The organism is Arthrobacter sp. CAN_A214 (assembly GCF_015751955.1).
In the GTDB taxonomy this organism is placed as follows: domain Bacteria; phylum Actinomycetota; class Actinomycetes; order Actinomycetales; family Micrococcaceae; genus Arthrobacter_D.
On record NZ_JADOUU010000010.1, the window covers coordinates 1 to 26,730 of the forward strand.

Below are 26,730 nucleotides of genomic sequence, written 5' to 3' on the forward strand. Positions count from 1 at the left end.
CCGCTACGACAAATACGCCACCACATTCCTTGGCGGAGTGCTACTCACCGCAGTAGTCACATTCCACCGAGTACACAATTAACAGACACGACCTAACGCCGGACTCACCCGCTAGTGCCGGCCGCCTCGCGCGGATGCCTCGGAAGGAGCAATACCCGCGGCGTACGGTTCTTTTGGACTCATGGAAGCGGCCGACGACGGCTGGGGGTGAAATCCTAATCTCAAGGAAATTGCGTATCGTCGCCGACCCCGTTCCGGGATCTCCCATAGGACACGAAAGATGACAAAACGAGGTGGGAACCCGAAATCTAACGGTGTCCTTAATCCGAGACGGATTACAGCGGAAGGTTGTCGGCAAAGGGTCCGTGTCAGGAACTAGCGGATCGGAGGTACTGCTGCACTGCTGCCTTTGGTACCCGGTACGAGCGACCAAACCGGATTCCATCGATCGCCCCGGACTGTACCAGCCGATACACCGTCATCTTTGATACCCGCATCATGGTTGCTATTTCCGAGACGGTCATCAAAGGCTCCGTCATCTCAAGTCGTCCAGCCATTACCTACCGCTCTCGAAAGTTCGATTCGTCACTTTGTCACAGATTCCACTTTGTCACTCCTCGGACGATCTGCACGAGGAGGTACTGCTGGTCTTCGACTGTCTGGGATTTCCTGCCGCAGTGTGTGCCCGGCTCTGTGTGCCGGGCGAGCAGCGGGAATGACGACGCGGATAAGACCCCGTAGCCCAGTGCCTTATCCGCGTCACTGGTGCTGGGTTTGTGCAGACCTACTTTTGCAGGAACGTCAGCAGCGCCTGGTTGAACTCATCCGCGTGGCTGACGTTGCAGCCGTGCGGTGCACCCTGGATAACGTGCAGGTCACTGCCGGGCAGCGCGTCATGGGTGCGCTTGCCGGATCCTTCGAAGGGGACCACGCCGTCGCCATCTCCATGCAGTATGAGCGCCGGGACGGTGACCCGGAGCAGGTCATCGCGGAAGTCCGTGGTCCCGAAAGCTTCCATGCAGGCCAGCGCAGCCTTTTTATCCGCCTGTCTGCACAGCGCCAGCGCCTCCTGGCGCTGCTGCTCCGTAACCTTCAGCTCACCGTCGACGGAAAAGAAGTCGCGCGTGAAGCCGTCGTAGAAGGACTCCTCATCCTTCGTCAAACCTGCGGTCATTTCCTCGGCGGCTTCCTTTGTCAGGGGCCCGTCCGGGTTGCCCTCGTCCTGCATCAGATACGGCGGAACGGCGGAGGCGAACACCACGCTGCGGAGCCGTTCAATTCCATACTTACTGAAGTAGCGGGCCACTTCACCGCCGCCCATGGAAAACCCGACCACGGTCACCTCGGTGAGTTCGAGGGTCTCCAGCAGGGTGTGAAGGTCCTCGGTCAGTGTGTCGTACGTGTAGCCCTTTGAGGGCTTGTTGCTACGACCGAATCCACGCCGGTCATACGTGATTACCCGATACCCAGCTCCTTGTAAAGCCGGAATCTGGGCGGCGAATGCCTCGCCGGACAGGGGCCACCCATGAACGAGGACCACTGGGCGGCCCGGGCCGCCGGTGTCATCGACGTGCAGATTCGTGTCCTTGAACAGTCCGTGGTGCGCCGTGATCTCCGGCATGTGCTACCTCCAACATCTTGGTTTTTTAGCTGGGCGCTGACGCCCCAACCCGAACAATTCGTTAGCATCTGCCTCCCGGATGGGTTCCCACCAAGGAATAGGGAGATAGCGCCCTTCTCCCTGCCACGACCACAATTTCCCAGGCCCCGCCTGTTATCTCCCGTGGAATCGCCTGGTGCTGACCTGCCCTGAACCTTCAGCATTACCGCACGATGACTAGTCGAAATGCGTGGTGGGCGTTTGATCGCTGACACTGGACACGACTCGTGCCGCGATGTCGCGTAGCTTCATGTTCCGGCCGTTCGAGGCGGACTTGAGGATCTTTATCGCTGCTGCCTGACTGCACTTGTTCTGGCCCATGATGATGCCCGCGGCGAGGTCGATGATGGTCCTGGATTCCAGCGCCGCATTCAGGTGGGTTTGTTTATCGGATAGGTGGGCGATACGTACAGCCAGGCGCAACGAACTGGACGCTTCATGGGCGAAGACCCCCGCAGCGTGGGTCGCTTCGGAGGTGAATGCGTTGGCCGTGCTGGAATACAGGTTCAGTGCACAGTCAGCTTCCCCTTCCAAAGGAATCGGCACCCCAAGGATGGAGAGTATGCTGTGCTCGGCGATGGCCGTGAAGTACTCCGGCCACCGCTCGTCCGTGCGGGTGTCTCGGACATGAACCATTTCCTGGGTGCGGGCAGCCGTCAGGCAGGGCCCGTCACCGAAGGAATACTGGATTTCATCCAACGTCAGGGCCGCCTCGCTGCTGCTCGCAACCGTTTCGGCATGCCGGGGGCGTAGCAGGGTCACCCCGCATAAAACTTCACGGTCCGGCTCGGAGAGATACCGGACCGCGAACCGCGCCAGATCGTTGAGGAAGTGCTCAACGTCCAGACTGTCCAGAACCAGATCCTGCAGGAACAGGGCCGAATTATCCGGTCGGCCAGGCACCAGGTTGTCGGACTCCGTTGCTGATGAAGGCAACGAGATACCTTGTGAGTCGAGCGAGGAGGATATGTGATCGTTCATGATTCTCCTATCCAGGAGATCAACGTTCATGGCGCAGCAACGCTCGGAAAACCCGGAGCGCGGCGATCATCATCACTGCACCGTTCTTTGCTAAACGACACTCCTCACCCTACGCTCAGGCTCCTAATCTCACAGTTCGCGGCGCTGGTCTCGGCGGTTCAACCCCCGCAGTCCAGCGACTTTCTCGGAGGAGGCACCAAGGCTCCGATTGCCGCGGGATTCCGACGGGCAACCAGTCACTAGGACGGTAGATGCCGAAGGGGCTGACGTGCTGCTAACCATTTCTTTGTTCTTGCAGGGCTCGAGCTCAAGCGAGAATTCGTTCTCACTTGGAGAGAAGTTGCAGTGCACTTACTCGAAGCTGTCCTAATCTCCCCGCCCTCGAGTGCACCCCCTCGCTATGTTGCAGGTTGGTCACGGTACCGGCCCGGAAGGTAGTCGCCCGTTAGGTTCGGTACTAGAGAGGGCAGTGACGCCGCGGCGCTGCCGATGGGGCACTCTCACCCGTGCTGCCGGTGCTCGTTCTGTGGGGGAGAGCACCGTCAGCTCAGTCGTTGGCATTCCCGGTTACCGCACCAATTCATCGTGAAGGTCTCTCACCGCATGTCCACTCCCACTCCACGCGACCCGTCCTCCAACCCCTCTTCCTCAGATTTATCCCGCCTGCTCCGCGGTGTCGCCGAGCACGACGAAGGAGCCTTTGCTGAGGTTTATCGGCAATGCTCGCGTCGGGTGTATGGGCTGGTGCGCAAAGTCGTCGTGGACGCGGAACTGAGCGCCGACACCACGCAGGAAGTATTCCTGACCCTCTGGCTGGGAGGAACGGCCCGCTACGATCCGCACCGGGGCACAGCTCTGTCCTGGATCCTGACCATCGCCCACCACAAGGCAGTCGACAAGGTCCGCTCAGAACAAGCCCACCGTGTACGGGATCTACGGTGGGGCATCAAGAACCAGGACGTCGACTACGATCACGTATCCGAAACCGTCATCGCCCGCGACCAGAGCGCAGCCGTCACCGAATCCCTGAAGAACTTGTCCGCGGTACAACAAGAAGCGATCCATCTGGCCTTCTACACCGGGCTTACCTACAACGACGTCGCTGAGCACCTGGGCATTCCCATCCCGACAGCGAAAACACGCATCCGGGACGGCCTCAAACAACTTGACACCTGCCTCCAAGCCGGCTGATACCGATAATCCAGGCAACAACCCAAAATTTCCTGCACACAATGAAGGGTTGCAGGACACTCATCGCAGCGCCCCGCAACCCCGCACCGACTGTCAGACGTGCCCTCTGCTAGATACGTTCCACAGTCCCTATCTATTGGACCCCCTGCTCCCCAACGCCCTCAAAGAGAATCTCCCGGGCACCTGCCCCTTGACCGAACGCTTGCCCATCAGCACCTGCCGGGGAATCCTCCAACGCGGAAGTGCCCTGTCGAGTTGTGAGAGTCGCGCGGCGTCCAGCCCCGCGACCGCCAGCAGACTCAGCAGTTTGTAGCTGCAGTGTTGCTAGCTCACCGACAAAAGGAAGGGCCCGCCCGTGAATTCGCCCCGGGTGTTCGACACCGTGTCCATCATCTTTAATCTCAACAGCACCGGTGATGCATCGAAGCTGGCCAGCGAACTGCATGAGCAGTTGGGCAACCTCCGGTCACAGGGAACCGGCATCCGGTTGCACCGACGGAGCATGCCGGGCACGCTATTCCTGTCAGCAGGGCTCGTCGACCGGCGACACTTGATATTTCATCTTCGATAATGCTTCGGGCGGGGATACGATCGGGATTCACACGCTCACCACTCGTCACAGGAGCATCATGACCAATACGCACACATCCCGCCCGGGAGAGAAAACCAATGTCCAGAAAGCGGCGCTGGCTGTTGGGGCCGTCTTTCTCCTCGTCGGTGTCCTTGGCTTCATTCCCGGCATAACAGCCCCGTACGAGGAGCTAGGCTTCGCTGGTCATGAATCCGGCGCGCTGCTCCTGGGCCTGTTTCAGGTATCGATCCTGCACAACCTCGTCCACCTGCTCTTCGGCATCGCCGGCATCGCCATGGCCCGCACCATCAGTGGGGCCCGCTCGTACCTGCTTTACGGCGGAATCATTTACCTCGTCCTCTGGATCTACGGACTGCTCATCGACATGGACTCGGCCGCGAACTTCGTTCCACTCAACGACGCCGACAACTGGCTGCACCTGTTCCTGGGCATCGGCATGATCGCCCTGGCGCTTGCACTGACCCGCAACAAGGACCGCGACCGGAGCCACACCGCCCACTAATACGCACCGACCACGGGTCGACATCGGTGGTGGCATGGTTGCATCACCGGAATAGACACAACGCAAGGGGCGGGAAGGCTGTTCGCCTTCCCGCCCCCCGGCGCCCATCGGAGAATGGTTAGAGCACCCCTCCTGCGGGCTTGTCCTTATCAAGACCAAGGCTCGTCGAGGTCGCCTTGTGCGTGGTGAGGTTTTCGTTCTGCGAGCTTTCACCAGGCACATCGCTTATCGGTGTCGTGACCGGCACAGCCACCTCAGGGGTCACTGGCATGAACTCCACACCGGTGGCGGTGTCCTCAGGGACGGCAGTGTCTTCCTTGTCTTCCTTGTCTTCCTTGTCTTCCTTGTTGCCCTTGGCTGCAGCGACTCCGACCGCCGTGGCAGCTGCGGCGGCGGCCAATCCAACACCGGCAGCAACCTTTCCTGACACGCCGGCCTTGCCTTTGTCGCCGTGCGACGCGGCGGCGTCTTCGACCCCTGGTCGTCCAGCTCCGATACCTTCGTTGACCGAACCACGCCAAGCCCCCGTCGCATAACCTTCATCCTCAATGAAGGCCTTGAACCTGTCCAGGTCACTCTCGGCCTGCTTCTCAACGACGTTCAGTTTGTCGCCAGCCTTTTCCACCAAGCCTTCAGGCTCGTATTCAAGGAACAGGTGCACATGCGTCTGGGTGCCTCCGATGTCCTCGAACGACACAGATCCGGCGTTCGTCGCTCCCTCGGTCGCAGCCCAGGAAACCTTGCGATCCGGTACCTGCTCCAGAATCTTCGCCTCCCACTGCCGGCGGACACCCCCGATTTCGGCAACCCACTCAAGCCGGTCATCACTGAGCTGTGAGACGCTCTTGACCCCGCTCATGAACTGGGGGAATTCCTCGAACTGGGTCCACTGGTTATAGACAGTGCTGACCGGAACGTTGACCACAATAGATTTTTCGATCCTCGTGCTCATAGTGTCTCCTTCGAGTAGAACGAACGATACGAGTGACTGATCGAGATCATCAGCATGGTTAGCATAGCCATGATCGTCGTCGTGCCACCAGAGGTGCATACGGTAGATGTGGCAATGCGGCCGTATGCCTAAATCCGCAACCCCGACCGTCGCACTCAGGCATCGGCTCACGGGCGGTCAGTAGGCTCGGGGTGTTCGTTTGGCTAGTTCCATGAACATGGCGGTGGAGGGCATCGACGTGTGCCTGAGCGATCTTACTGATTCGATGATGTCGTCGCGCTTGAGTGCTGTTACGAGGGCGATGTGGTCTTGGTTCGCTCGGTGCAGGGGTGAGGAGCAAACACCATCGGCCCGCGAGCTATCGTTTATCAGGAGCGCCCACCACCGGTATCGGCCCAGCGAACGCACTGGTTACCCGGCTCGTGAACCAATCCATGGAGCCGGCTGCTTCGAAGAATGTGCAAGAGCGCCACGTAGCGGCAGCAGCCTGAACCATTCCGGCCGGGCGCAGCATCACCAAGGCATAATGTCCATACCCAATGAACTGATCGGACGTAACAGATTCCATGATTGGCTCACCAAGCGCCCGCCGCGGAGGTTTCGCAGCCTCTGCGGCGGTTGCCCTTCTCATACTCACCGGCTGCGCCACAGATGCCCAGATGCAGGGCAACGCGACGACGTCCTCGACCGTCTCCGCCATACCCACGACGCCGGCCCCCTCGCCAACGACCGCACCCGTCGCGCCAGTAACGCCCGCGCCCGCACCAGCGCCCACCCAGTTGCCGGTCCTGCCGGAATCTGCCCCGGCCTCTTTCACCATTCCCTCCATCGGCGCGGGATCCGAGCTCCTCAGTCTCGGCCTCAGGGAGAACGGCTCGCTCGAGGTCCCGCCGGATGGACCCGGCGCACCTGCCAGTTGGTACGACGACTCCCCCACTCCCGGCGAACGGGGACCCGCAGTCCTCCTCGGACACGTCAACGCCACCGACGGCGGCCCCGGAGTCTTCGCTGACCTGCGCAGCCTCAAGGCCGGCGACACCATTGAGGTCGTCCGTGAAGACGGTACTACTGCCACCTTCATTTTCGACCGCGGGGAACAGTACCCCAAGGACGCCTTCCCCACCCAGACGGTCTACGGCAACACCGCTGGGTCCGAACTGCGTCTCATCACCTGCGACGGCTACGACCCGGACACCGGCGAGTTCGATGATAACTACGTCGTCTACGCGAAGCTGGTTGTCTAGCCCAACCGTAGTGAAGAGTACGGTCCCGGACGGGATGGCGTGGTTATCATCCCCGGTCCCGCCACCAACTGATGCGGATGCACAGCACCAAGAATTCAAACGCCGTCAGGCGTGATCAGCCGCAACGGAAGGATCCCCCTTGACAGATCTCTCAGCAATCGCCCTCGTCTGTACATTGACCCCATCACCGGAACCGTCCAGCAGCGAGCTCATGGCACACCACATTCTCGACCAGCTGAAAGAATATGGCGTGGAGTCGTCCCTGGTGCGGGTGGTCGATTACGACGTCAGGCATGGAGTTCTGACGGACATGGGGGATGGAGATGAGTGGCCGGCGCTGCGCCAGAGGATCCTTGCTGCCGACATCCTCATTCTTTCCACGCCCATCTGGATGGGGCATCCCTCGAGCGTGGCCCAGCAGGTTCTGGAACGCCTCGACGCAGAGTTGTCCGAGACAGACGAGCAGGGCAGGCCCATTCTGTACGGGAAGGTGGCGGTGGTTGCCGTGGTGGGCAATGAGGACGGTGCCCACAAGACCATTGCCGACATGATGCAGGGGCTCAACGACGTCGGATTCACCCTGCCCGCCCAAGGTGGTACCTACTGGGTCGGCGAGGCCATGCAGACCGTGGATTTCAAGGATCTCGACCAGGTTCCGAAACCGGTGGCGTCCACCAACGCCGGCCTGGCACGCAACGCCGTTCACCTGGCGCGGATGCTGCGGGAGCAGCAATACCCCGCGAAGTGAGGTTCTTTCTGGAAATGCCGGCGGAATGCACCCAAAACGAATGCCCGGTGTGACGTATTGAATGATGAAGGGGAAGCCTCCGGCTTCCCCTTCATCATTCAATACCCGTGAGATTATGCGCTACGAGTACCGCGCGTATCCTTCCTTCCCTTGAGGAGGAATGCCAAGGCGATCATTCCGATGCCGAGAAAGAGATGGAGCCAGTTGTCAGCGGCATTCAGGGGCACGAAGTTCATTGCCGACTGCAGGTCGATGACCAGTCCGTAAATCCAGAGGACCAGGTAGATCACTCCCCCGTACAGCAGATAGGAATGCGCGCCCTGGGAAGAGCGGGCCAAAGCGAGGCCGACAACACCGTAAAGCAGGTGAACCAGGTTGTGCAGGATGGAAACCTGGAACAGGCCCAATAGCAGCGCACCGGACCCGTGTCCGGCAAAGCCCAGTTGGCTGTAGTCCGTGGTGATTCCTGGGATGAACCCGAGAATTCCGACAAGAATGAAGACAGCCGCAACAGCGGCTGCCGCCTTTTGGATATTCGTCTTCGCCCCGGAGCGGGACCTCGATGTTGTGGTCATGGTACTTCTCCTGATGATTGCTGCACGAGTGATGTCTGCAGGATGCATTGATTGCTATCAGAGCACTATTCGGTCGCCGAACACTTTCGGATTGGGTGCTGGCGGGTAATTCACACGCAGTGCATTCCGGCTCCGTACAGCTAACGGGGTTGTGCGTTGTACCCCTGCTGCTCCATCGCAGCCCGCAAGCGGGCCAGGCCGCCATGGATACGTGATTTGGCCGTAGGCAATTTCAGCCCGAGCCGGTCAGCCACCTGGGCATAGGTCAGACCGTCGTAGTAAGCGAGGGTGACTGCTTCGGCCTGGCGGACAGTGAGGGAGGAAAGACACGACCGCAGCGTTTCGGTCATGATCGTGTGGTGCACGGTTTCATCCACTGAATCCACCTTGAGCGCAGACACTTCCTGTGCATGGCGGGCACTCCGCTCCCGTGAGCTCTGCTCGCTCCGCACGCGGTCGACCGCACGGCGATGAGTGAGCGTGAAGAGCCAACTTTGTGGGGAGCCACGGGAGGGATCGTACGTCCGGGCCGTCGTCCACACCAACAAGTAGACCTCCTGGGCTACTTCCGCAGCCATGGCGGAATTCTGCAGAACCCTCAAGGCCAATCCGTATACCCGACGGGAGGTGCGCTCGTACAGGGCCTCGAACGCCTCCTCCTCACCATCACCCACCCGACGAATCAGGTGTTCGAGGGTGCGCATGGACGTATCTGCATCAGGAGTGAGTTTGCTGGGCTGGGACATGGAACCTACCTTTCCCAGCAGCTGAGTGATACGCGATAAGGACGCTCGTGACCAAATACTACACAGGAGTCACAGGGGTAACACCAGACAAGACCAAGCGTTGCACTACTGAGATCGGGAACTCAGTTCGAACTGGACCATACCTGCCAGGCTGCGCAATTCGTCCTCGTCTTCCTTGGTGAACGTCCGGGGCTTGTCGTCGATGACGCACAGCGTCCCGATCCTCCAGCCGCCCGGCCCCGTCAGGGGGTGCCCGGCGTAGAAACGGATATGCGGTGCTTCCGTGACCAGCGGGTTCGCTGTGAAACGCTGGTCGAGCAGGGCGTCGTCGACCACCATCATGCGGGCGAAGCGGATGGTTTCATTGCAGAAGGAGATTTCGCGCGGCACGTTCTGACCGATGGGCCCGGAAACGGACTTGATGAATTGATCCTCCTCGCCGATCAGCGCGATCGACGCCGAGCTGACGCCGAAATGGTCCTTGGCCCGTCGCGTGATCCGATCGAAGCGTTCCTCTGCCGGGGTATGCAGCAGCCCTGTCTGCCGAAGGGAGTCCAGCCGTTGGATCTCCGCCTCTTCTGATGCGGACTGGACCAGTGGGAAGTTCGGGCACGTGTCATTTCGGAAGCTGTCCGCCGCATAACCCGAGGCAAGGGCCACGGCTTCGGAGCTGTAGTGAGCACGGCAATCAGGGGAGGCGATATCGTCGAGCAGTTCGTTGACCGCATGGGCAATGAGGTCCCGCTGCATCGGATCCAGAAGCAGCAGCCCGTTCAGGTAGGCCGCCACTTCGACATCGCCGCAGCTTCCACCCATGCTGATGTAGTTCAGCCACACGTCGCCGTGGTCGACGCCGGGCAGGGATGCGGCTTCAACGGTGAACCAGTGCTGCCGGTTTGCATCCATGACAACTCCCCCTCTTCTTCAAACCTCGGGCTCGCTTTCCAACCCGCCCTTCAATTGAAGCACCTCGGAGCCCGGAAGGTCCGCCGCCTCGGCGATGAGCATGGCATCCTCACCATGGCGCAGGGCCGCGGCCACCGCCTCCTCGAGGTTCAGTGCAGCATGGTCGAACTCGAAGGCCGCAGCTTCCTTGTCCGCCGCCGCCACCTGGATCCGGTGGAGATCGTCCTTGTTCATGGCTCGCCAAGCCTTCCGTTGTAGTACCGAACATCGAAGGAGGAACAGCAACACGAGCTCCAGGCAAGCCGATACTGCGCAGTCTCAATGAGCCCTCGAGAAGAGCATAAAGTATCCGTCCGCGCTGGGCGCTTATTACCCGTCACAATGGCAGCAAGGCTAGGCTGGGCGAAGGAAAACGCCGACAAAAGGAGACACCGCAATGCAGATTCTTTTCAAAATCCTCGGAGCCGGGCTGAGCGTGGGTGCCGGATTCGTCGGCACCAAGCTCGTGGATGTCATCTGGCACAAAGTCACCGGCGAAGCCCCACCCAAGAGCAAGGACGGTCTTGAGAACACCCTCCGCGCTGCGCTGGTATTCGCTATCATCTCGGGGGCTGTCAGCACCACTATCCAGGTTCTCACCAACCGCACCACGCAGCAGGCCATCGACCGTTTTGCGCGGACACGCGGACTCACCTGAGCATCGAAGAACGCAACTTGGGGGTGTTCAGTCGGGGCCCGGCTGGACACCCCTTCCCTCCGACCCACCTTCGCGCCGGCGGGCTGCCTTTTCCACCACGTCGTCGAGTTCGTCGGTCGTCAGGAGATCGCGGCGCATGTGCCGGGTCCGGTAACCGGCCCGACCCACCATGTGTGCGGAAACCGGACTGGTGAGGAGCTGGAAGATCCAGCAGACCAGCAGCACGGGGACAAGCGCCCAGCTGCGGAACTCCACCGCGAGGGCCAGCAGGAACAGCAGAAGCCCCAGCACCTGCGGCTTGGTGGCTGCATGCATCCTCGACAAAAGATCCGGAAACCGAACCAGGCCGATGCCCGCCGCCAGGGACATCAGGGCTCCACTGATGAGCAGGACGGCAACGACGACGTCGAGCGCGGGTTGCAGACTGTCCACGATCATTTCCTGTCCGTGACGAAACGGGCCACCGCAACCGAGCCGACGAAGCCGACCACGGATGCCACCACCAGGAAAACCAGGTTGTCGAGATTCCCGGTCACCACCATCCGGGTCGCGAGCGCTGCGCCGATGATGGCCAGGATGACGTCGACTGCGAGGACCCGGTCGAGGATCGAGGGACCGCGTGCCACCCGGTACAGCGCACACGCGGCGGCGAGCGCGAGGATCAGGCCGACCACATACGTCACCGCGATCAAGGCCCGACCTCCCTCTCCCGCGCGAAACGGTCCTCGGCATGCAGCAGTGCCAGGTCCTCCTTCGTCCCCAGAATACGGATGAGCCAGGCTTCGGTGGCACGGACGTCACTGCGAATGGCGGCGGCATCGTCGTCGGAGTTCACGTTCAGGCAGTGCAGGTAGAGGGTGGATGTCGAGCGGTCCACTTCGAGCACCAGGGAACCGGGAATCAGGGACAGGGCGTGGCCTGTCGCCGTGACCAGGAAATCCGACGAGCTGCGCAGCTGGACGGCGACCACCGCATTGCGGAGCCGTGGCCCCTTCGACACGCCGAGCCAGAACACGTCGACGCTCGCCGCCACCAGCTTGAACAGGAACCGGGCAGCGAAGGGCAGCGCCCACAACACGTTGAACCTGCCGCTGAGTTCCACGGGCGGAAGGTAGAACACGTTCACCACTCCATAGGCGATCACCGCACCGAAGATCAGGTTGCCCGCACTGAAGTCCTGCCACAGCGCCCCCCACACGATCACGAGCCAGATCACCAGGGGCAGTTCGGTGATCAGTGGAATCCGCTGCCGGGTCACTGTGGGTCCTCCGTTCCCAGCACCGCGTCGATGTAGGGAGTGCGGTCCAGCATCTCCTGCGCGGCACGGTCACTGAGGGTGAACAGCGGGCCTGCCAGCAGGGTCAGGGCCAGGCCCAGTCCCACGAGACCCGCGGTCGGTCCCACCATCGTCTTCGGCAGGAGCAGCACGGGACTGCGCCCGGCGAACCTGCCCGAGGACTTACTCACCACATGGCGCGAGGTGCGCAGCCGGGAGCCGTCCTCCTTGGTCGCGAGCAGGATCGGATCGGGGTGCGTTGCATCCGTGGGGCGCCGCCAGAACGCGCGATTCCACACTCGCGCCATGACCAGTAGCGTGAGCAGACTCGTCAGGACACCGCCGGCAACCAGCACATAGGCCAGCGGCGTCCCGAGCTCGACGCCGGCCTGGATGAGGCCCAGTTTCCCGAGGAACCCGGAAAACGGGGGAATTCCCGCGAGGTTCATCGCGGGCAGGAAGAAGAGCACCCCGAGGACGGGCGAGAGTTTCGCGAGTCCGCCGAGCCGGTCCATGTTCGCCGTTCCGCCGCGCCGCTCGATCAGACCGGTGACCAGGAAAAGGCTCGTCTGCACGGTGATGTGGTGGGCCACGTAGTACACCGCGGCACCGAGCCCCAGACGGGTCGAAATCGCCAGTCCGAAAACCATGTAGCCGATATGGCTGACAAGGGTGAAGGACAGGAGCCGCTTGATGTCCGACTGCGCCAGCGCGCCCAGGATTCCGACGAGCATGGTCAGCAACGCCACCACCATGAGCAGCGTGTTGATGCGGTCGCCGGGGAACAGCAGTGTTTCGACCCGCACCATGGCGTAGACGCCCACCTTGGTGAGGAGTCCTGCGAACACGGCGGTCACTGGAGCAGGAGCGGTCGGGTAGGAGTCGGGGAGCCAGAAGGACAGCGGGAACACGGCCGCCTTGATCCCGAACGCAACCAGGAGCATGAGGTGGAGCATCAACTGGGTGGCAGGATCGACGTCCTCGAGCTTCACCGCAAGGTCCGCCATGTTGACGGTGCCGGTGGCGCCGTAGATCATGGCGATCGCGATGAGGAACAACATGGAGGACACCACGCTGACGACGACATAGGTCACACCCGCACGGATGCGCGGCGTCGTCCCGCCAAGGGTCATCAGCACATAGCTCGCCGTCAGCAGGATCTCGAAGCCCACGTACAGGTTGAACAGGTCGCCTGACAGGAAGGCGTTGGAGACCCCTGCCACCAGGATCAGGTAGGTCGGATGGAAGATCGAGACGGGTCCGTCCTCGTCACCGTCGGTGGTGCCCTGTCCCGTCGCGTAGATCAGGACGGCGAGGCTCACCGCCGAGGACACCACGAGCATCAGCGCCGAGAACTGGTCCACCACGAGCGTGATTCCGAAGGGCGCATCCCAGCCGCCCAGCCGGACGGCATGCGTACCGTTGGGCGAATTGAGCAGGAGAAGCACTTCGATCAGGAGGGTGACGCTCAGGGTCGAAATACTCACGGCGCGCTGCGAGCGCGAATGACGGATCAGGACGAACGCCACCGCCGCTCCGAGGAACGGAAGGATGACGGCCAGCGGCGCCAGGTCAGCTACATTCACTGCGCCTCCCTCGAGTCGTTCAACAGGCCCGGCCGCTGCGAGCCCGGCCGCTCCTCGGCTTCCTGGATCGTTTCCGGATCGGTGCCCTGGTCCGTGAACTCCGTGGTTTCCACGGGTACGTCGGCGTCGTCCTCGGCATCGAAGCTGCTCTGGCCGGCCACGCGGCGGTCCTCGATGTCGTCCTGCACGTCATCCCGCCGCCCGAGCACCCAGGAGCGGTAGATGATGCCCAGCAGGAAGGCCGTGACGGCGAAGGATATGACGATCGCCGTGAGGATCAGCGCCTGTGGAAGCGGGTCCGAGTAGGCTTCCGCGGGCGTTCCTTCCTTATAGAGCGGTGCCTGGCCAGCCGGCCCTCCGGTGGACAGCAACAGGATGTTCGCGCCGTTGGCCAGCAGGATCAGGCCAAGGAGCACCCGCGTCAGGCTCCTCTCGAGGATCAGGTACACGCCGGCTGCGAAAAGGACCGCCATGACGATCAGAAGCGTGATGTTGACGCTCATTGGACAATCCCCTCCCCTGTCTCCGTATGGTTCCTGTGGCGGTGCTTGAGCGCCCCCTGCTCTTCGACCCTCTCCTGGCCCTCGCTGCGCTCGTCGATTTCCGAGCCGAGGCTGCGCAGGACATCGAGCACGAGACCCACCACGATCAGGTAGACACCGATGTCGAAAACGGTGGAGGTGACGAACTTGATGTCGCCGAAGACCGGCAGCGCGAATTCGAGGATATAGCTCTGGAAGATTGCTCCACCGAACGCAAGCGGCATGACGGCGGTGAGCGCCGCCGTGGCGAGGCCTGCACCCAACAGCAGGCCTGCGCTCACGGGGCTCGCCTCAGCCAGTTCGAACCGGCCCCCCGCAAGGTACCGCACCGTCAGTGCAAGACCAGCAGTGAGTCCCCCTGCGAAGCCGCCGCCGGGGAGGTTATGGCCCGCCAGCAGCAGATACACCGAGAGAATGATGATCGAGTGGAACAGCAGCCGGGTGACGACTTCGAAGATGATTGATCGCCGTTCCGGGGCGAGGGTCCGGCCGGCGACCAGCCAGGCATCCCTGGAGACCGTCGCGAAGGTTTTGGCCAGCGCAAGTGCCGCTTCCTCGCGCCCGGTGCGGGTCAGCGGTTCCTGGCCACGGTCCACCGTCCCCGACTCGATGCCCTCGGCCCGCCGCCGCTTGTCCCCCCTGCCGCGGATGAAGATGAGGCTCGCGATACCGGTTGCGGCGATCGTCAGGACGGATATCTCACCGAAGGTGTCCCAGGCCCTGATATCCACGAGGAGGACGTTGACCACGTTCTTGCCACCGCCTTCGTCGTAGGCGAGCTCGGGAAATGCGAGCGAGACGGGAGCCGCGTTGCGCGATGCCATCGAGGCCATCGCAATAACTGCCATGACTCCGCCGAAAGCGATTCCGAGGCCGGCGCGCAACAGTCGCTGGCGACTGGGGTCCCGGTTCCACAGCCGTGCGGGGAGCGAACGCAGGGCGAGGACGAAGGCCACCAGCACGATCGTCTCGACGAGGGTCTGGGTCAGTGCGAGGTCGGGCGCCCCCTGCAACGCGAAGATCAACGCCATCCCGTACCCGGTCACCCCCACCATGAGAACGGCCATGAACCGCTTGTCGGCCCGCAGCGCAGCGAGCGCGCCGACAATGATGACGATGCCGGCGAGCGCCTGCGCCGGGGAGTCGAACCAGCGCCAGCTCGTGGGCATCGGAGCGTCCAGCAGGATCAGCGCCGACAGCGGCGTCAGGATCGCCGCGGTGAGGATCACGAAAAGGTAGAAGCTGAGCGAACCGCGCTGGGTGCGGCCGGTGACCCAGACCGCGACGTCGTCGAGCACTCCGATGCTGTTCCGGTAGGCGCGCTCGGCGTCGACCACCGGACGGATCCTGCCCTGGGCGCGCTCGATGGCGTCGCGGAGCAGGAACAGCAGGGTTCCTGCTCCCAGGGTCAGTACCGACAGCAGCAGCGCGGGCGTGACGCCGTGCCACAGCGCGAGGTGCAGCTCCTCCTCCGGGGCGGCGAACAGTGAGACATAGGGCTGGACGGCGGCATCGAGGGGTGCCGGCCACAGACCGAAAACGACCGTGGCGAGGGTCAGGACGGCGGGTGCGAAGAGGAACGATTTGCGTACGCGCCTGAAGGGCGTCGGCTTCTGCTCCTTCTTCGGCGCGAACCCGCCCCACAGGAAACGGGCGCTGTACGCAAAGGTCAGGACCGAGCCGGTGACGATCCCGATGAGGAGGAGCAGCCCCGGCAGACCCTCAACACCGGCGAGGTGGACGAAGGCTTCGTAGACGGATTCCTTCGCCACGAAACCGAACAGGGGCGGGACCCCTGCCATCGATGCCGCGGCGATGACGGCGATGACGGCGAGCCATGGGGCGGAGCGTGCAATACCGGAGAGTTTCCGGATGTCCCTCGTTCCGGACTGGTGGTCGATGATGCCGACCACCAGGAAGAGCGTGGCCTTGAAGAATCCGTGGGCGAGCAGGAGTCCGAGTCCTGCGAGGGCACCTTCGGCCCCGCCGAGGCCCACCACCATGGTCAGGAACCCGAGCTGGCTCACGGTTCCGTAGGCGAGGATGAGCTTGAGGTCGAACTGGCGCAGCGCGCGCCAGCCACCGACCAGCATGGTCGCGAGGCCGAGGGTCATCAGGACACCGAACCAGTAGGCGGACTCCGAGAAGCCGGGCGCAAGGCGCGCCACGAGGTAGATCCCTGCCTTGACCATCGCTGCCGCGTGAAGATAGGCGCTCACCGGCGTAGGTGCCGCCATGGCGGCCGGAAGCCAGAAGTGGAACGGCACGAGCGCCGATTTCGTCACGGCACCGACGAGCAGGAGCACCACAGCGACGTCGACGACTGCACCATTGGCCAGGAGCTCCTCCGACCGGCCCAGAATCCCGGAAAGCCGGTAGGTTCCCGCTGTCTGCCCGAGCATCACGATCCCGACCAGCATCGTGAGTCCGCCGAGTGTCGTCACGATCAACGCCTGAAGTGCTGCCCGGCGCGCCGCGAGGCGGTGCCGTGAGTAGCCGATCAGCAGGTAGGAAAGGATGGTGGTCAGTTCCCAGAAGATGAACAGGAGAATGAGGTCGTCGGCGGTGACCAGGCCGAACATCGCGCCCGCGAATGCCAGGAGCTGCGCACCGAAGGCCCCGATGTCGGGATCCTCCTTTTTGAAGTACCGGGCGCAATAGAAGAGGACCAGCGCGCCGACGCCGAGGATCAGGAGGGAGAGCACCGCGGCCAACGCGTCCATCCGGAACGCCAGCTCGAGCTGCAGGTCGGGAATCCAGCGGTAGACCACCGACGGCGGCGCATTCGGCATCGACGCCGTCGCCGTCTGGTCGCTCTGCGTGTATCGGGGATAGGTGGCGAGGAGCCATGCGAAGCCGGCTGCGGGGACTGCGCCCAGTACGAAGAAAGCTGATCGGCCCATCCGCTGGAACAGCACCGGCGCCACCAGGGCCACTGCAAACAGGACGATCAGCAGTGGAAGCAAGTCGGTTTCCTGATCTTCCATTGGAGGACGGTCGGGGAGGCTTATAACCATTCTACCTGAGGAATACTTTGGGGATTTCCCTGTCGCTGTGTTCGCGGATCTGTCGGCTCCGACGAACGGCTAGCATGTGCGGTATGAGCCAAGACCAGCAGTTGCCCGGGCCGGGAGCCGGCCTCTCGACGGGGACCGCGATGCCCTCCCCTACCGGGCGGATCCTCAGCAGGTCCGTGCTCGCCTGGGCATCCTGGGATTGGGGATCGGCGGCCTTCAACGCGGTCATGACAACCTTCGTCTTCACGGTCTACCTCACATCGGAGCCGTTCGGCGGTGAAGAGCATGCCTCGCAGTATCTGGGCTGGGGACTTGCGGCAGCGGGAGTGCTGATCGCCCTGCTTGCGCCGGTCACGGGCCAGCGCTCCGACAGCAGCGGTCGTCGCAGGTTCTGGCTCGGCGTCAACACCCTGATCGTGGCCTCCCTGACGGCTCTGTGCTTCTTCGTCCTCCCACGCCCCGAACTGCTCATCCTGGGAGTGGCCCTGATCGCCGCCGCCAACATCTTCTTCGAGTTCGCCGGAGTCAACTACAACGCGATGCTGGTGCAGATCTCCACTCCGGCCACCGTCGGCAAGGTCAGCGGCTTCGGCTGGGCGATGGGCTATGTGGGAGGCATAGTGGCGCTCGTCATCGTGCTCGTGGCTTTCATCCAACCCGTGGTCGACTGGCCGGGGGCACAGACGGCGAACGGTTTGAACATCCGTCTCGTGGCGGTTTTCTCCGCGGTCTGGTTCCTTGCCTTCGCCCTTCCCGTGCTGTTCGCCGTGCCCGAAGTGCCACGGCAGGCAAGAACCGCGCACCTCAGTTTCCCTGCTACCTACAGGCTGCTGATTCGCCGCGTGAGGGCGATCTACCGGACGAGCCCCCACACCATCTTCTTCCTGCTCGCCAGCGCCGTCTTCCGTGATGGGCTCGCCGCGGTCTTCACCTTCGGCGGCATCATTGCTGCGGGCACCTTCAACTTCGCCTTCAGCGAGGTCATTCTCTTCGCCATCGCGGGGAACATCATCGCCGCTGTCGGGTCGGTGATCGGAGGTTTTTTCGATGACCGGGCAGGATCGAAACGCGTGATCATCGTCGCCCTGGTCGGCCTGTTGTTCGCCGGTACGGCCGTGTTGGTCCTCGGGGCCGAAACATATGCGTTCTTCGGTTACACCTGGACGGGGGACACGACGTTCTGGACCTTCGGCCTGATGCTCACGCTGTTCGTCGGCCCCGCCCAGTCATCCTCGCGGGCATTCCTCGCCCGGTTGGCACCCGCTGGCGAGGAAGGGGAGATGTTCGGTCTCTACGCGACCACCGGGCGGGCGGTGAGCTTCCTGGCGCCCGCACTGTTTGCCCTGGCGATCGGGATCTTCGGGGAACAGCGCTACGGCATCGCCGGGATTCTGGTGGTGCTGCTGGCGGGCCTGCTCCTGCTGCTCCCGGTCAAACCACCCGCGAAGGTCGCCGCCGCCGTCGTGCCGGATGCCTGACCTCCCCTGATGCAGGACCCCCGGCCCCCGCTGATCAGGCACATTTGGCTGCCCCGCGGCGCGGATGCCGACCCCAGGTGCTCAATGAGCGGGGGGTGGGATCAATGTGCGATGGAAGTTCAGGTGGCTGCGCGACGCCGTCGGGCCGCGCTGGCCCTGGTACCGGTTGCCGTACGTCCCCGAGCCGTAGGGATGCTCGGCGGGGGAGGTGAGCCGGAAGAAGCACAACTGGCCGATCTTGGAGCCGGGCCACAGCTTGATGGGCAGTGTGGCCATGTTGGAGAGCTCAAGGGTGACATGCCCGGAGAAGCCCGGGTCGATGAAGCCCGCCGTCGAGTGGGTGAGCAGCCCGAGGCGCCCGAGCGAGGACTTGCCTTCCAGTCGGGCGGCGATGTCATCCGGCAGGGTCACCATCTCGAACGTCGAGCCGAGCACGAATTCGCCGGGGTGCAGGATGAAGGGCTCGTCGGGAGCAACCTCGACGAGCCGGGTGAGGTCGGGCTGATCCTCAGCAGGGTCGATGTGCGCGTACTTGTGGTTGTCGAAAAGCCTGAAATAGCGGTCGATCCGCACGTCTACGCTCGAGGGCTGCACCATCGCATCGTCGTGCGGCTCCAGCACAATACGGTTTGCGGAAATTTCGGCTCGGATGTCGCGGTCGGAAATCAGCACCGTTCAACGTTACCAGTCACCTACCTATCTCGGTACGGACGGCGAAAAGCTCCGGAAAGAACGTGAGCTCGAGCGCCCGTTGCAGGAAACCGACGCCGGAGGAACCTCCCGTGCCCGTCTTGAAGCCGATGGTGCGGGCCACGGTCTTCAGGTGCCGGAAACGCCACAGCTGGAAATTGTCCTCGAGATCCACCAGTTCCTCGCAGGCTTCGTAGACATCCCAGTGCTCCGCCGCGTTCTCGTAGACGTGTCGGTAGACCTGCACCAGTTCCGGGCTGAAGACGTGGGCCTGGGTCACATCGCGTTCCAGAAGCACCGTCGGCACGCTGTACCCGCGCCGGGCAAGGAATGCGATGAACTCGTCATAGATGCTCGACTGCGCCAGGAGCTCCTCCAGCAGTTCGGAAGCGGCCGGGTCGCCCGCGAAGACCTGCAGCATCGCCCCGTTCTTGTTCCCTAGCAGGAACTCGACGGCGCGGTACTGATAGGACTGGAACCCGCTCGCAGCACCGAGATCGCCGCGGAATTCCGCGTACTCCGACGGCGTCAGCGTCGCGAGGACCGACCACTGCTCGGTCAGCGACCGCTGGATGTGCTTGATCCGCGCGATGCCCTTCATCGCCGAGCGGAGATTGTCGCGCTGCAGGTGGATCCGCACGGCCCGGAGTTCGTGGAGGACCAGTTTGAGCCATAGTTCCGAGGTCTGGTGCTGGATGATGAACAGCATCTCATCGTGGTGCACCGGACTGCTCACGGGGTTCTGCGCGTCCAGGAGCGTTTCAAGGGAGAGGTATGACCCGTAGCTCATCTTCCCTGACAGGTCCTTCTCGATCCCGGCCTCCAGGCTGCGGGTGTTCTTCTCGACGCTCATGCCGTCAGCCTACGGGGCCGGCGCTCCCGGATCCGCTGGAGGTATTTCCGTTGGAGGAGTCCCCATTGGCACTGTCGGAGGGGCGGACTAGGTTTAGGTGCAACCCAGGAGGTCCAATGCACGTCTGCAGCATCATCCCACCCCATCTGTTGGTGACCATCGCCGAAAGCAGCGATCCGCGCCACGCCGCCGCCGCGGATTCGGCCCGCCGGGCACTGGTCCAGTTACCTCCGCTGGTTGCCGGGCGGTCCCTCGCCCTCGCCGCTCCCGTCCGCCGGGGGACAGCTGTGGTGTCGCAACTGCAGCGCAGGGTGTCCGACGCCGGAGGAGAGGAAATGCTGCCCGGAACCCTCGTGCGCGGCGAGGGTAAGCCGCCCACCGGCGACGCCGCAGCGGACGAGGCCTACGACGGCCTCGGTGCCACCTATTCGCTCTTCAACGACGTGTACGGGCGCTCATCGATCGACGGCGCGGGGTTGCCCCTCGAGGCTACCGTCCACTATGGCGAAAGGTACGACAACGCGTTCTGGGACGGTGAACGCATGGTCTTCGGCGACGGCGACGGCGAGATTTTCGGCCGCTTCACGGCCTCGCTGACCGTCATCAGCCACGAGTTGACCCACGGCTTCACCCAGTACTCCACCAACCTGCAATACCAGGGCCAGTCCGGCGCACTCAACGAGTCCCTGTCCGACGTCTTCGGGGTGCTGGTGGAACAGCGCGAGCTAGGTCAGGATGCAGCCGACGCATCATGGCTCGTGGGGGAAAGCATTTTCGCTGACGGTGTGCAGGGCAACGCGCTGCGCTCGTTGCGGGCGCCGGGAACAGCCTACGACGACGACATCCTCGGCAAGGACCCCCAGCCGGCAACGATGGCCGACTATGTGGAGACCGAAGCCGACAACGGCGGCGTCCACATCAACTCGGGAATCCCCAACCACGCCTTCTACCTGGTGGCCAGCAGGCTCGGGGGGCGCGCCTGGGAACGTGCCGGCCACATCTGGTTCGACACCGCAACCGGTGGTGCGGTGCCCGCCGAATGCACTTTCTCCCAGTTCGCGCAGGCCACCGTGGCCGCTGCCCGTACACGCTTCGGCAAGGACTCGGAGGAAGCTGCCGCTGTCTCCAGCGCGTGGGAAACCGTGGGAGTGGACCAGTGAGGATCGAAATTTCCCGCTCCGGCGGCTTCGCGGGCCTTACCCGGACCTGGAACGTCGAAGTGAGCCGCTCCGAGGCGGAGGAACGCTGGGTGCCGCTGGTGGAGGAAGCCGCCCACCGGGATGAGAACCCGAGTAATCAGTCCTCCGATGCCGCGGTACCCGACACGCAGCGCGACCGCTTCGTCTATCGGATCGTCATCGGCTACCACGAGGCGACCCTCCCTGAGAGCCGCCTCGGCGAGCCGTTCAGGGAACTGCTGGACCGGGCCAAGGCAGAAGCTCCCGGGTCGGCTGTCATGCCCGGCCGGGAGCAGGAGCGGCCTCCATCGCCCTGAACCTGTTGTAGGGTTATGGAGCGGTTCCAACTGCCGCGCGGGCGTAGCTCAATGGTAGAGCGCTAGCTTCCCAAGCTCGATACGCGGGTTCGATTCCCGTCGCCCGCTCTCCGCATTTCCAGCGCTCTTGAGTGCGTCCCCAGAGCCCCGCGCCGTCCCCCGCAGGCCGCTCATCGGCCCCGCCACCTTACACAAGCGCCATGCCAGGTGCCCTCACGCAATCGATCAGGGTACTGCCTAGCGAATTCTTCCGCTTAGGCATATGGTCAAAAAACGAAGGTTGCTCAGGCTGGCGTTTCATTTTGGGGTGTCGGTCGAGCTGGCTACAAAGATGTGGAGGCTCGGTAGGAATGCCGATAAATCGAAGAAAACGCAGTTCCGCCCGAAGCCGCCCAAGGGCCGCGGCGGTCGCGTCAGTGATGATGGGAACCCTGCTGGTCAGCGGCTGTGGCCCTGCCGAAGGTGACAACACCCTGACTTGGTACATCAACCCCGACGCCGGCGGGCAAGCGGCAATCGCGGAGCGATGCACCGAGGAGTCCGGTGGCGCGTACCGCATCGAAACGTCCCTGTTGCCGAGCGACGCCGCCTCTCAGCGCGAACAGCTCGCACGCAGGCTCGCGGCGGGGGATTCGTCGCTCGACATCATGAGCCTCGACCCGCCGTTCATTCCGGAGCTCGCGGAGCCCGGTTTCCTCGCTCCCGTACCGGACGACGTCGCGCAGCGCACCACCGAGAACGTGGTCGAGGGAGCGCTCGCCGGCGCGACTTGGAAGGACGAACTGGTCACGGTGCCGTTCTGGGCCAACACGCAGATCCTCTGGTATCGCGAATCGGTGGCCGAAGCCGCAGGGCTGGATATGACGCAGCCGGTCACGTGGGACCAGGTCATGGAAGCCGCAGCGTCGCAGGAGAAAACCCTGGGCGTGCAGGGAGCGCAGGCGGAATCCATGACGGTGTGGATCAATGCACTCATCGAGTCGGCCGGCGGATCCATCGTGGCCAACCCTGAGGCAACTGCGGACGAGATCGAGTTGGGGCTTGTCTCGGAAGCCGGCACCGAAGCTGCGCGGATCATCTCCACCATCGGCGAGGAAGGCCTCGGCGGTCCCGGCCTCGCAACCCAGGACGAAAACACCTCGATGATCGGCTTCCAGGGAGATTCCGGATCATTCATGGTCAACTACCCCTTCGTCTGGCCCGCGACGCTCGCCGCGGTAGAGGCCGGAACCCTCGACGAAGCCCTTATCGAAGACATCGGATGGGCGATCTACCCGCAGGTTGCCGAGGGCGAGGAAGCTGCCCCACCCCTCGGCGGCATCGACCTTGGCGTCGGAGCGGAAAGTGATAACCCCGCCCTCGCCTACGAGGCGATCGAATGCATCGTCTCGGTGGAGAACCAGGCCGAGTATTTCATCACCAACGGCAACCCTCCGTCGAACACCGAAGCATATGAGGACCCTCGGATCGAGGAGACGTTCCCCATGGCTGAGACGATCCGGGATTCGCTCCAGCAGTCCGCTCCGCGACCTCAGACGCCCTTCTACAACGAAGTGTCGACGGGGCTCCAGCAGACGTGGGCACCGCCCGCGAGCGTCGATCCGGAGACAACTCCTGAAAATTCCGCCGAATTCATTACCTCGGTCCTTCGAGGGGAGCAATTGCTATGACGTCAGCGATTCCAGCGAAACCAGCGAACCCGACACGGAATCCGGATCGGGAGCCGGGCGTCGCGACCAGGGATACACCAAGGAAGAAGCCGACCCAGCACTACAGCGACCGGGCACGGGCCGAACGGAAACTCGGTTGGATCCTTGCGGGCCCCGCCTTCGTGGTCATGCTCCTGGTGACGGCGTACCCGATCCTGCAGGCCATCTACGAATCCCTGTTCCAGTTCCGGCTCACCGCGCCGGATGAGCGCGAGTTCATCGGTCTCGGCAACTATGCCGTCATCCTCACCGATCCTGTCTGGTGGAGTGACCTGTGGACCACCGTACTCATCACGGTCATCACCGTCGCCGTCGAACTGGTGCTTGGTTTCGCGCTCGCCCTGGTCATGCACAAGGCGATCAAGTCGTTCCGCGGAATCCTTCGCACGGCCATCCTGGTGCCCTACGGCATCATCACCGTGGTGTCGGCCTTCGCCTGGTTCTACGCGTTCGACATCAACTCCGGCTACGTCAACAACTGGTTCTCTTGGCTTCCCGGAATCGACGAGAACCTGAACTGGTTCGCCCAGACCGGCACCGCCCTCTTCGTCATCATGGCCTCCGAAATCTGGAAGACCACACCATTCATCTCGCTGCTCCTCCTGGCCGGCCTCGCGCAGGTACCGGACGAACTGAGCGAGGCCGCGAAGGTGGACGGAGCAACGTGGTGGGAGCAGATGCGCAAGGTCATCATCCCCAACATGAAAGCCGCCATCATGGTGGCCGTGCTGTTCCGGGCACTGGACGCCTTCCGCATCTTCGACAACGTGTTCATCATGACCAACGGAGCGTACGGAACTGAAGTGCTCTCGCTCCTGGCCTATCGGCAGTCCATCAGCCGGCTGGAGATCGGCCTCGGGTCCGCCGTATCGGTACTGCTTTTCCTGTGTGTCCTGATCATTTGTTTCATCGCCATCAAGCTCTTCAAAGTGGATCTTGCCGGCTCACAAGGGGGTAAGTGATGACCGACAAAAGCACGAAGAACAAAGTCCTCTGGGTGGTCGTAGGCGCACTGGTGCTGCTGTACGCACTCTTTCCGGTCGCCTCGATCCTCGCGACCTCGTTCAAGACCCCGAGCGACCTCACGAGCGGAACGTTCCTTCCCACGGGAGGAACCGCCACCACCTCCAATTACGAGCAGATCCTGGTCGGCGACGCGCAGGAACTCTTCCTGTCGGCCCTCCGCAACTCGATCGGCATCTCACTCATCGCCACGTTCATCGCCGTCGTATTGGCGACACTGTGCGCGTACGCGATTGCACGCCTCGATTTCCCCGGGAAGAAACTCATCCTCACCACGGCGCTGGCGGTCTCGATCTTCCCCGTCATCTCGATCGTGACTCCGCTCTTCAACCTGTGGCGCACCATCGGCCTGTACGACACGTGGCTCGGCCTGATCATCCCCTACCTGTCCCTGACCCTTCCCATTTCCATCTGGACCCTTGCGGCGTTCTTCCGGCAGATTCCCTGGGAACTGGAGCAGGCCGCGCAGGTGGACGGCGCCACGACCTGGCAGGCCTTCCGCAAGGCGATCGTGCCGCTCGCCGCACCGGGCGTCTTCACGACGGCGATCATCGCGTTCTTCATCGCGTGGAACGACTTCGTCTACGGGATATCGCTGACGTCCACCGAAGCGGCGAGACCCGTTCCCGCCGCACTGGCGTTCTTCACCGGCGCCTCCCAGTTCGAGGCGCCGACGGGTGCAATCTCGGCCGCGGCGATCATCGTCACCATTCCGATTGTCCTGCTGGTTCTGCTCTTCCAACGCCAAATTGTTTCAGGCCTGACCTCGGGCGCCGTCAAGGGCTGACGCCCTCCGGCTCAAGAAAAGGATTCGCACCATGGCTTCAATCACCCTCAATAACCTGGTCAAGAAGTACGGTGACGGTTTCCCCGCCGTCAACGACATCAGCATCGACATCGCCGACGGCGAGTTCATCATCCTGGTGGGCCCGTCGGGCTGCGGCAAATCCACGCTCCTTCGCATGATCGTGGGCCTGGAGGACATCACCGACGGTGATCTCCTGATCGACGGCAAGCGCGTCAATGACAAGGCGCCCCGTGAGCGCAATCTTGCGATGGTGTTCCAGAACTACGCGCTGTACCCGCACCTCACCGTGTACGAGAACATCGCGTTCCCGCTGCGCCTGGCCAAGGGCAAGCACTCCGAGGAACAGGTCGACAAGCTCGTCACCGAGGCGGCCTCGACGCTCGAACTGACGGACCACCTGCAGCGCAAGCCCGCCAACCTTTCGGGCGGCCAGCGCCAACGCGTGGCGATGGGACGGGCCATCGTGCGGCAGGCCGATGCCTTCCTTTTCGACGAGCCGCTCTCCAACCTCGACGCCAAGCTGCGTGGCCAGATGCGGTCGGAGATCTCCCAGATGCAGCGCCGCCTTGGCGTCACCTCGGTGTACGTGACCCACGACCAGACGGAGGCCATGACCCTTGGTGACCGCGTGGCCGTCCTCAAGAAGGGTGAGCTCCAGCAGATCGCCTCACCCCGTGAACTCTACGAGCAGCCCATCAACCTGTTCGTCGCGGGTTTCATCGGCTCACCCTCGATGAACTTCCTGCCCGCCACGGTCGAGGGGAATACCCTGAAAACCGTTCTGGGGGATCTCGCCATCACCCCGGAGAAGGCGGCGAAAGCGGCCGGCAAGAAGGTGGTGCTGGTAGGAGTCCGGCCCGAATTCTTCGAGGACGCCAAGTTGGTGGAGGATTCGAAGCTCGGTCACGGTTCGACTTTCACGGCGAACCTCACGCACACCGAGTGGCTGGGCAACGAGCAGTATGGATATATCACCTTCGACCCCGCCCCCGAAGTGCGTGAGCTCCTGAACAATCTCGCCCGCGACATGGATGCCGACGAACTGCGTCCCCAGATCGTGGTCACCCTCGACGCCGCGAGCCGTATCCGCGGCGGACGTGAAGCGGAAATCTGGCTTGATACCCGGAAGCTGCACTTGTTCGATCCCGAAACCGGGGACAACCTGACGCGAGATGCTGCGGCCGGGGCCGCCCTCACCGAGGAAGCGAACGAGGAGCGCGCCGAGGAAATCGCGAATGCCCAGGGCCAGTCGCTGCAGGATGCCGGTAGCTCGAGGCAGGGCGGTGGGGCGGCGGGATCACCGGATTCGGTCGCGCCCCGGCAGGCTGGATCGGCAGGTGGGACAGGATCCGCCGGCGGCTCCACCGCAGCCGGCAGCGGGAAACATACTGCCGGCTGACTCGCTGGATGCAGCGCATGGTCCCGCGGTTGCCTGCGGAGTCGTGCCGGACAGCCATCG

Annotated in this window: 28 protein-coding genes and 1 tRNA gene; 13 read left to right on the forward strand and 16 right to left on the reverse strand. The window is 63.1% G+C overall.

The features are described from left to right. Positions 1 to 368: 368 nt before the first annotated feature. From IWX65_RS10095 to IWX65_RS10105, 3 genes are all read right to left on the reverse strand, one after another. Positions 369 to 557 (reverse strand): helix-turn-helix domain-containing protein, encoded by a 189-nt coding sequence (locus tag IWX65_RS10095; RefSeq protein ID WP_196882579.1) that lies wholly within the window; start codon positions 555 to 557, stop codon positions 369 to 371. Between the two features lie 227 nt (positions 558 to 784). Continuing rightward, a complete protein-coding gene (locus IWX65_RS10100; protein ID WP_196882580.1) occupies positions 785 to 1,621 on the reverse strand; it encodes an alpha/beta fold hydrolase in 837 nt (278 codons plus the stop codon). 216 nt (positions 1,622 to 1,837) lie between these two features. Then, positions 1,838 to 2,641, reverse strand: coding sequence for a GAF and ANTAR domain-containing protein (locus IWX65_RS10105; protein WP_196882581.1), 804 nt, complete (start codon positions 2,639 to 2,641; stop codon positions 1,838 to 1,840). 603 nt (positions 2,642 to 3,244) lie between these two features. On the opposite strand from IWX65_RS10105, the gene sigK reads away from it, so the two are divergent. After that, entirely contained in the window at positions 3,245 to 3,832 is a 588-nt protein-coding gene (gene sigK / locus IWX65_RS10110) for an ECF RNA polymerase sigma factor SigK (protein ID WP_196882582.1), read from the forward strand. Positions 3,833 to 4,461: 629 nt separating this feature from the next. Further along, the gene (locus IWX65_RS10115; protein WP_196882583.1) at positions 4,462 to 4,926 is read left to right on the forward strand and encodes a DUF4383 domain-containing protein; all 465 of its coding nucleotides are present in this window, start codon (positions 4,462 to 4,464) and stop codon (positions 4,924 to 4,926) included. 118 nt (positions 4,927 to 5,044) lie between these two features. On the opposite strand, the gene IWX65_RS10120 is transcribed toward IWX65_RS10115, so the two are convergent. Then, positions 5,045 to 5,878, reverse strand: a complete 834-nt coding sequence (locus IWX65_RS10120) for an SRPBCC family protein (RefSeq protein ID WP_196882742.1) — start codon at positions 5,876 to 5,878, stop codon at positions 5,045 to 5,047. 566 nt (positions 5,879 to 6,444) lie between these two features. Between IWX65_RS10120 and IWX65_RS10125 the strand changes: the two genes are divergently transcribed. Both IWX65_RS10125 and IWX65_RS10130 read left to right on the forward strand, forming a co-directional pair. Next, on the forward strand, positions 6,445 to 7,122 hold the full coding sequence (locus IWX65_RS10125; protein ID WP_196882585.1) for a class F sortase: 678 nt from the start codon (positions 6,445 to 6,447) through the stop codon (positions 7,120 to 7,122). Positions 7,123 to 7,261: 139 nt separating this feature from the next. Next, a complete protein-coding gene (locus IWX65_RS10130; protein WP_196882588.1) occupies positions 7,262 to 7,870 on the forward strand; it encodes a flavodoxin family protein in 609 nt (202 codons plus the stop codon). A gap of 113 nt (positions 7,871 to 7,983) precedes the next feature. Here the strand turns inward: IWX65_RS10130 and IWX65_RS10135 are convergent, their stop codons facing one another. The 4 genes from IWX65_RS10135 to IWX65_RS10150 all read right to left on the reverse strand — a co-directional run bounded on the left by IWX65_RS10135 (position 7,984) and on the right by IWX65_RS10150 (position 10,331). Further along, complete coding sequence (locus IWX65_RS10135; RefSeq protein ID WP_196882590.1) at positions 7,984 to 8,445, reverse strand: DUF4383 domain-containing protein; 462 nt, start codon at positions 8,443 to 8,445, stop codon at positions 7,984 to 7,986. 140 nt (positions 8,446 to 8,585) lie between these two features. Continuing rightward, entirely contained in the window at positions 8,586 to 9,191 is a 606-nt protein-coding gene (locus tag IWX65_RS10140) for a sigma-70 family RNA polymerase sigma factor (RefSeq protein ID WP_196882592.1), read from the reverse strand. Positions 9,192 to 9,296: 105 nt separating this feature from the next. Continuing rightward, positions 9,297 to 10,097 carry a GAF domain-containing protein gene (locus IWX65_RS10145; RefSeq protein WP_196882594.1) on the reverse strand — a complete coding sequence of 267 codons (801 nt, stop codon included), beginning with the start codon at positions 10,095 to 10,097 and terminating at the stop codon, positions 9,297 to 9,299. A gap of 18 nt (positions 10,098 to 10,115) precedes the next feature. Next, entirely contained in the window at positions 10,116 to 10,331 is a 216-nt protein-coding gene (locus IWX65_RS10150) for a hypothetical protein (RefSeq protein WP_196882596.1), read from the reverse strand. A gap of 202 nt (positions 10,332 to 10,533) precedes the next feature. On the opposite strand from IWX65_RS10150, the gene IWX65_RS10155 reads away from it, so the two are divergent. Next, entirely contained in the window at positions 10,534 to 10,794 is a 261-nt protein-coding gene (locus IWX65_RS10155) for a DUF4235 domain-containing protein (RefSeq protein ID WP_196882598.1), read from the forward strand. 27 nt (positions 10,795 to 10,821) lie between these two features. Here the strand turns inward: IWX65_RS10155 and mnhG are convergent, their stop codons facing one another. Genes mnhG through IWX65_RS10185 form a run of 6 tightly spaced genes read right to left on the reverse strand, consistent with a single transcriptional unit; the run spans position 10,822 to position 17,164 of the window. Continuing rightward, entirely contained in the window at positions 10,822 to 11,226 is a 405-nt protein-coding gene (gene mnhG / locus IWX65_RS10160; protein WP_442859187.1) for a monovalent cation/H(+) antiporter subunit G, read from the reverse strand. A gap of 2 nt (positions 11,227 to 11,228) precedes the next feature. Next, positions 11,229 to 11,486, reverse strand: coding sequence for a monovalent cation/H+ antiporter complex subunit F (locus IWX65_RS10165; protein WP_196882601.1), 258 nt, complete (start codon positions 11,484 to 11,486; stop codon positions 11,229 to 11,231). Continuing rightward, the gene (locus tag IWX65_RS10170; protein ID WP_196882603.1) at positions 11,483 to 12,052 is read right to left on the reverse strand and encodes a Na+/H+ antiporter subunit E; all 570 of its coding nucleotides are present in this window, start codon (positions 12,050 to 12,052) and stop codon (positions 11,483 to 11,485) included. The genes IWX65_RS10165 and IWX65_RS10170 overlap by 4 nt, the downstream gene beginning before the upstream one ends. Continuing rightward, positions 12,049 to 13,656: a Na+/H+ antiporter subunit D gene (locus tag IWX65_RS10175; protein ID WP_196882605.1), complete on the reverse strand. Its 1,608-nt coding sequence runs from the start codon at positions 13,654 to 13,656 to the stop codon at positions 12,049 to 12,051. Before IWX65_RS10175 ends, IWX65_RS10170 begins: the two co-directional genes overlap by 4 nt. Next, a complete protein-coding gene (locus IWX65_RS10180) occupies positions 13,653 to 14,159 on the reverse strand; it encodes a Na(+)/H(+) antiporter subunit C (RefSeq protein ID WP_196882606.1) in 507 nt (168 codons plus the stop codon). Before IWX65_RS10180 ends, IWX65_RS10175 begins: the two co-directional genes overlap by 4 nt. Then, the gene (locus IWX65_RS10185) at positions 14,156 to 17,164 is read right to left on the reverse strand and encodes a Na+/H+ antiporter subunit A (RefSeq protein ID WP_196882608.1); all 3,009 of its coding nucleotides are present in this window, start codon (positions 17,162 to 17,164) and stop codon (positions 14,156 to 14,158) included. Before IWX65_RS10185 ends, IWX65_RS10180 begins: the two co-directional genes overlap by 4 nt. A gap of 191 nt (positions 17,165 to 17,355) precedes the next feature. Here IWX65_RS10185 and IWX65_RS10190 point away from each other — a divergent pair, with 191 nt between their 5' ends. Further along, positions 17,356 to 18,693 (forward strand): MFS transporter, encoded by a 1,338-nt coding sequence (locus tag IWX65_RS10190; protein ID WP_196882743.1) that lies wholly within the window; start codon positions 17,356 to 17,358, stop codon positions 18,691 to 18,693. Positions 18,694 to 18,774: 81 nt separating this feature from the next. Here the strand turns inward: IWX65_RS10190 and dcd are convergent, their stop codons facing one another. Together dcd and IWX65_RS10200 are read right to left on the reverse strand one after the other, a co-directional pair. Continuing rightward, positions 18,775 to 19,365: a dCTP deaminase gene (gene dcd, locus IWX65_RS10195; protein ID WP_196882610.1), complete on the reverse strand. Its 591-nt coding sequence runs from the start codon at positions 19,363 to 19,365 to the stop codon at positions 18,775 to 18,777. 16 nt (positions 19,366 to 19,381) lie between these two features. Then, positions 19,382 to 20,236 carry a tryptophan 2,3-dioxygenase gene (locus IWX65_RS10200; RefSeq protein WP_196882612.1) on the reverse strand — a complete coding sequence of 285 codons (855 nt, stop codon included), beginning with the start codon at positions 20,234 to 20,236 and terminating at the stop codon, positions 19,382 to 19,384. A 116-nt stretch (positions 20,237 to 20,352) separates the two neighbouring features. Here IWX65_RS10200 and IWX65_RS10205 point away from each other — a divergent pair, with 116 nt between their 5' ends. The 7 genes from IWX65_RS10205 (at position 20,353) to IWX65_RS10235 (ending at position 26,670) form a co-directional block, all read left to right on the forward strand. After that, positions 20,353 to 21,396, forward strand: a complete 1,044-nt coding sequence (locus tag IWX65_RS10205; RefSeq protein ID WP_196882613.1) for a M4 family metallopeptidase — start codon at positions 20,353 to 20,355, stop codon at positions 21,394 to 21,396. Continuing rightward, the gene (locus IWX65_RS10210; protein WP_196882615.1) at positions 21,393 to 21,731 is read left to right on the forward strand and encodes a protealysin inhibitor emfourin; all 339 of its coding nucleotides are present in this window, start codon (positions 21,393 to 21,395) and stop codon (positions 21,729 to 21,731) included. The genes IWX65_RS10205 and IWX65_RS10210 overlap by 4 nt, the downstream gene beginning before the upstream one ends. A 37-nt stretch (positions 21,732 to 21,768) precedes the next feature. Further along, positions 21,769 to 21,839, forward strand: a tRNA-Gly gene (locus IWX65_RS10215). 311 nt (positions 21,840 to 22,150) lie between these two features. Continuing rightward, entirely contained in the window at positions 22,151 to 23,401 is a 1,251-nt protein-coding gene (locus IWX65_RS10220; protein WP_334683797.1) for an extracellular solute-binding protein, read from the forward strand. Continuing rightward, entirely contained in the window at positions 23,398 to 24,402 is a 1,005-nt protein-coding gene (locus IWX65_RS10225; protein ID WP_196882618.1) for a carbohydrate ABC transporter permease, read from the forward strand. The genes IWX65_RS10220 and IWX65_RS10225 overlap by 4 nt, the downstream gene beginning before the upstream one ends. Continuing rightward, the gene (locus IWX65_RS10230; RefSeq protein WP_196882620.1) at positions 24,402 to 25,250 is read left to right on the forward strand and encodes a carbohydrate ABC transporter permease; all 849 of its coding nucleotides are present in this window, start codon (positions 24,402 to 24,404) and stop codon (positions 25,248 to 25,250) included. The genes IWX65_RS10225 and IWX65_RS10230 overlap by 1 nt, the downstream gene beginning before the upstream one ends. A gap of 31 nt (positions 25,251 to 25,281) precedes the next feature. Further along, positions 25,282 to 26,670 (forward strand): ABC transporter ATP-binding protein, encoded by a 1,389-nt coding sequence (locus IWX65_RS10235; RefSeq protein WP_196882622.1) that lies wholly within the window; start codon positions 25,282 to 25,284, stop codon positions 26,668 to 26,670. Positions 26,671 to 26,730: the final 60 nt, after the last annotated feature.

Excerpts from the sequence above, each read along its gene's own strand:
- IWX65_RS10150 (WP_196882596.1), bottom strand. The coding sequence starts at position 10,331 with ATGAACAAGGACGATCTCCACCGGATCCAGGTGGCGGCGGCGGACAAG.
- IWX65_RS10155 (WP_196882598.1), top strand. The coding sequence starts at position 10,534 with ATGCAGATTCTTTTCAAAATCCTCGGAGCCGGGCTGAGCGTGGGTGCC.
- IWX65_RS10180 (WP_196882606.1), bottom strand. The coding sequence starts at position 14,159 with ATGAGCGTCAACATCACGCTTCTGATCGTCATGGCGGTCCTTTTCGCA.
- IWX65_RS10120 (WP_196882742.1), bottom strand. The coding sequence starts at position 5,878 with ATGAGCACGAGGATCGAAAAATCTATTGTGGTCAACGTTCCGGTCAGC.
- IWX65_RS10145 (WP_196882594.1), bottom strand. The coding sequence starts at position 10,097 with ATGGATGCAAACCGGCAGCACTGGTTCACCGTTGAAGCCGCATCCCTG.
- IWX65_RS10100 (WP_196882580.1), bottom strand. The coding sequence starts at position 1,621 with ATGCCGGAGATCACGGCGCACCACGGACTGTTCAAGGACACGAATCTG.
- IWX65_RS10190 (WP_196882743.1), top strand. The coding sequence starts at position 17,356 with ATGCCCTCCCCTACCGGGCGGATCCTCAGCAGGTCCGTGCTCGCCTGG.
- IWX65_RS10230 (WP_196882620.1), top strand. The coding sequence starts at position 24,402 with ATGACCGACAAAAGCACGAAGAACAAAGTCCTCTGGGTGGTCGTAGGC.
- IWX65_RS10115 (WP_196882583.1), top strand. The coding sequence starts at position 4,462 with ATGACCAATACGCACACATCCCGCCCGGGAGAGAAAACCAATGTCCAG.
- sigK (WP_196882582.1), top strand. The coding sequence starts at position 3,245 with ATGTCCACTCCCACTCCACGCGACCCGTCCTCCAACCCCTCTTCCTCA.
- IWX65_RS10205 (WP_196882613.1), top strand. The coding sequence starts at position 20,353 with ATGCACGTCTGCAGCATCATCCCACCCCATCTGTTGGTGACCATCGCC.
- IWX65_RS10095 (WP_196882579.1), bottom strand. The coding sequence starts at position 557 with ATGGCTGGACGACTTGAGATGACGGAGCCTTTGATGACCGTCTCGGAA.
- IWX65_RS10220 (WP_334683797.1), top strand. The coding sequence starts at position 22,151 with ATGATGGGAACCCTGCTGGTCAGCGGCTGTGGCCCTGCCGAAGGTGAC.
- IWX65_RS10105 (WP_196882581.1), bottom strand. The coding sequence starts at position 2,641 with ATGAACGATCACATATCCTCCTCGCTCGACTCACAAGGTATCTCGTTG.
- IWX65_RS10235 (WP_196882622.1), top strand. The coding sequence starts at position 25,282 with ATGGCTTCAATCACCCTCAATAACCTGGTCAAGAAGTACGGTGACGGT.
- IWX65_RS10225 (WP_196882618.1), top strand. The coding sequence starts at position 23,398 with ATGACGTCAGCGATTCCAGCGAAACCAGCGAACCCGACACGGAATCCG.
- IWX65_RS10125 (WP_196882585.1), top strand. The coding sequence starts at position 6,445 with ATGATTGGCTCACCAAGCGCCCGCCGCGGAGGTTTCGCAGCCTCTGCG.
- IWX65_RS10140 (WP_196882592.1), bottom strand. The coding sequence starts at position 9,191 with ATGTCCCAGCCCAGCAAACTCACTCCTGATGCAGATACGTCCATGCGC.
- IWX65_RS10135 (WP_196882590.1), bottom strand. The coding sequence starts at position 8,445 with ATGACCACAACATCGAGGTCCCGCTCCGGGGCGAAGACGAATATCCAA.
- IWX65_RS10200 (WP_196882612.1), bottom strand. The coding sequence starts at position 20,236 with ATGAGCGTCGAGAAGAACACCCGCAGCCTGGAGGCCGGGATCGAGAAG.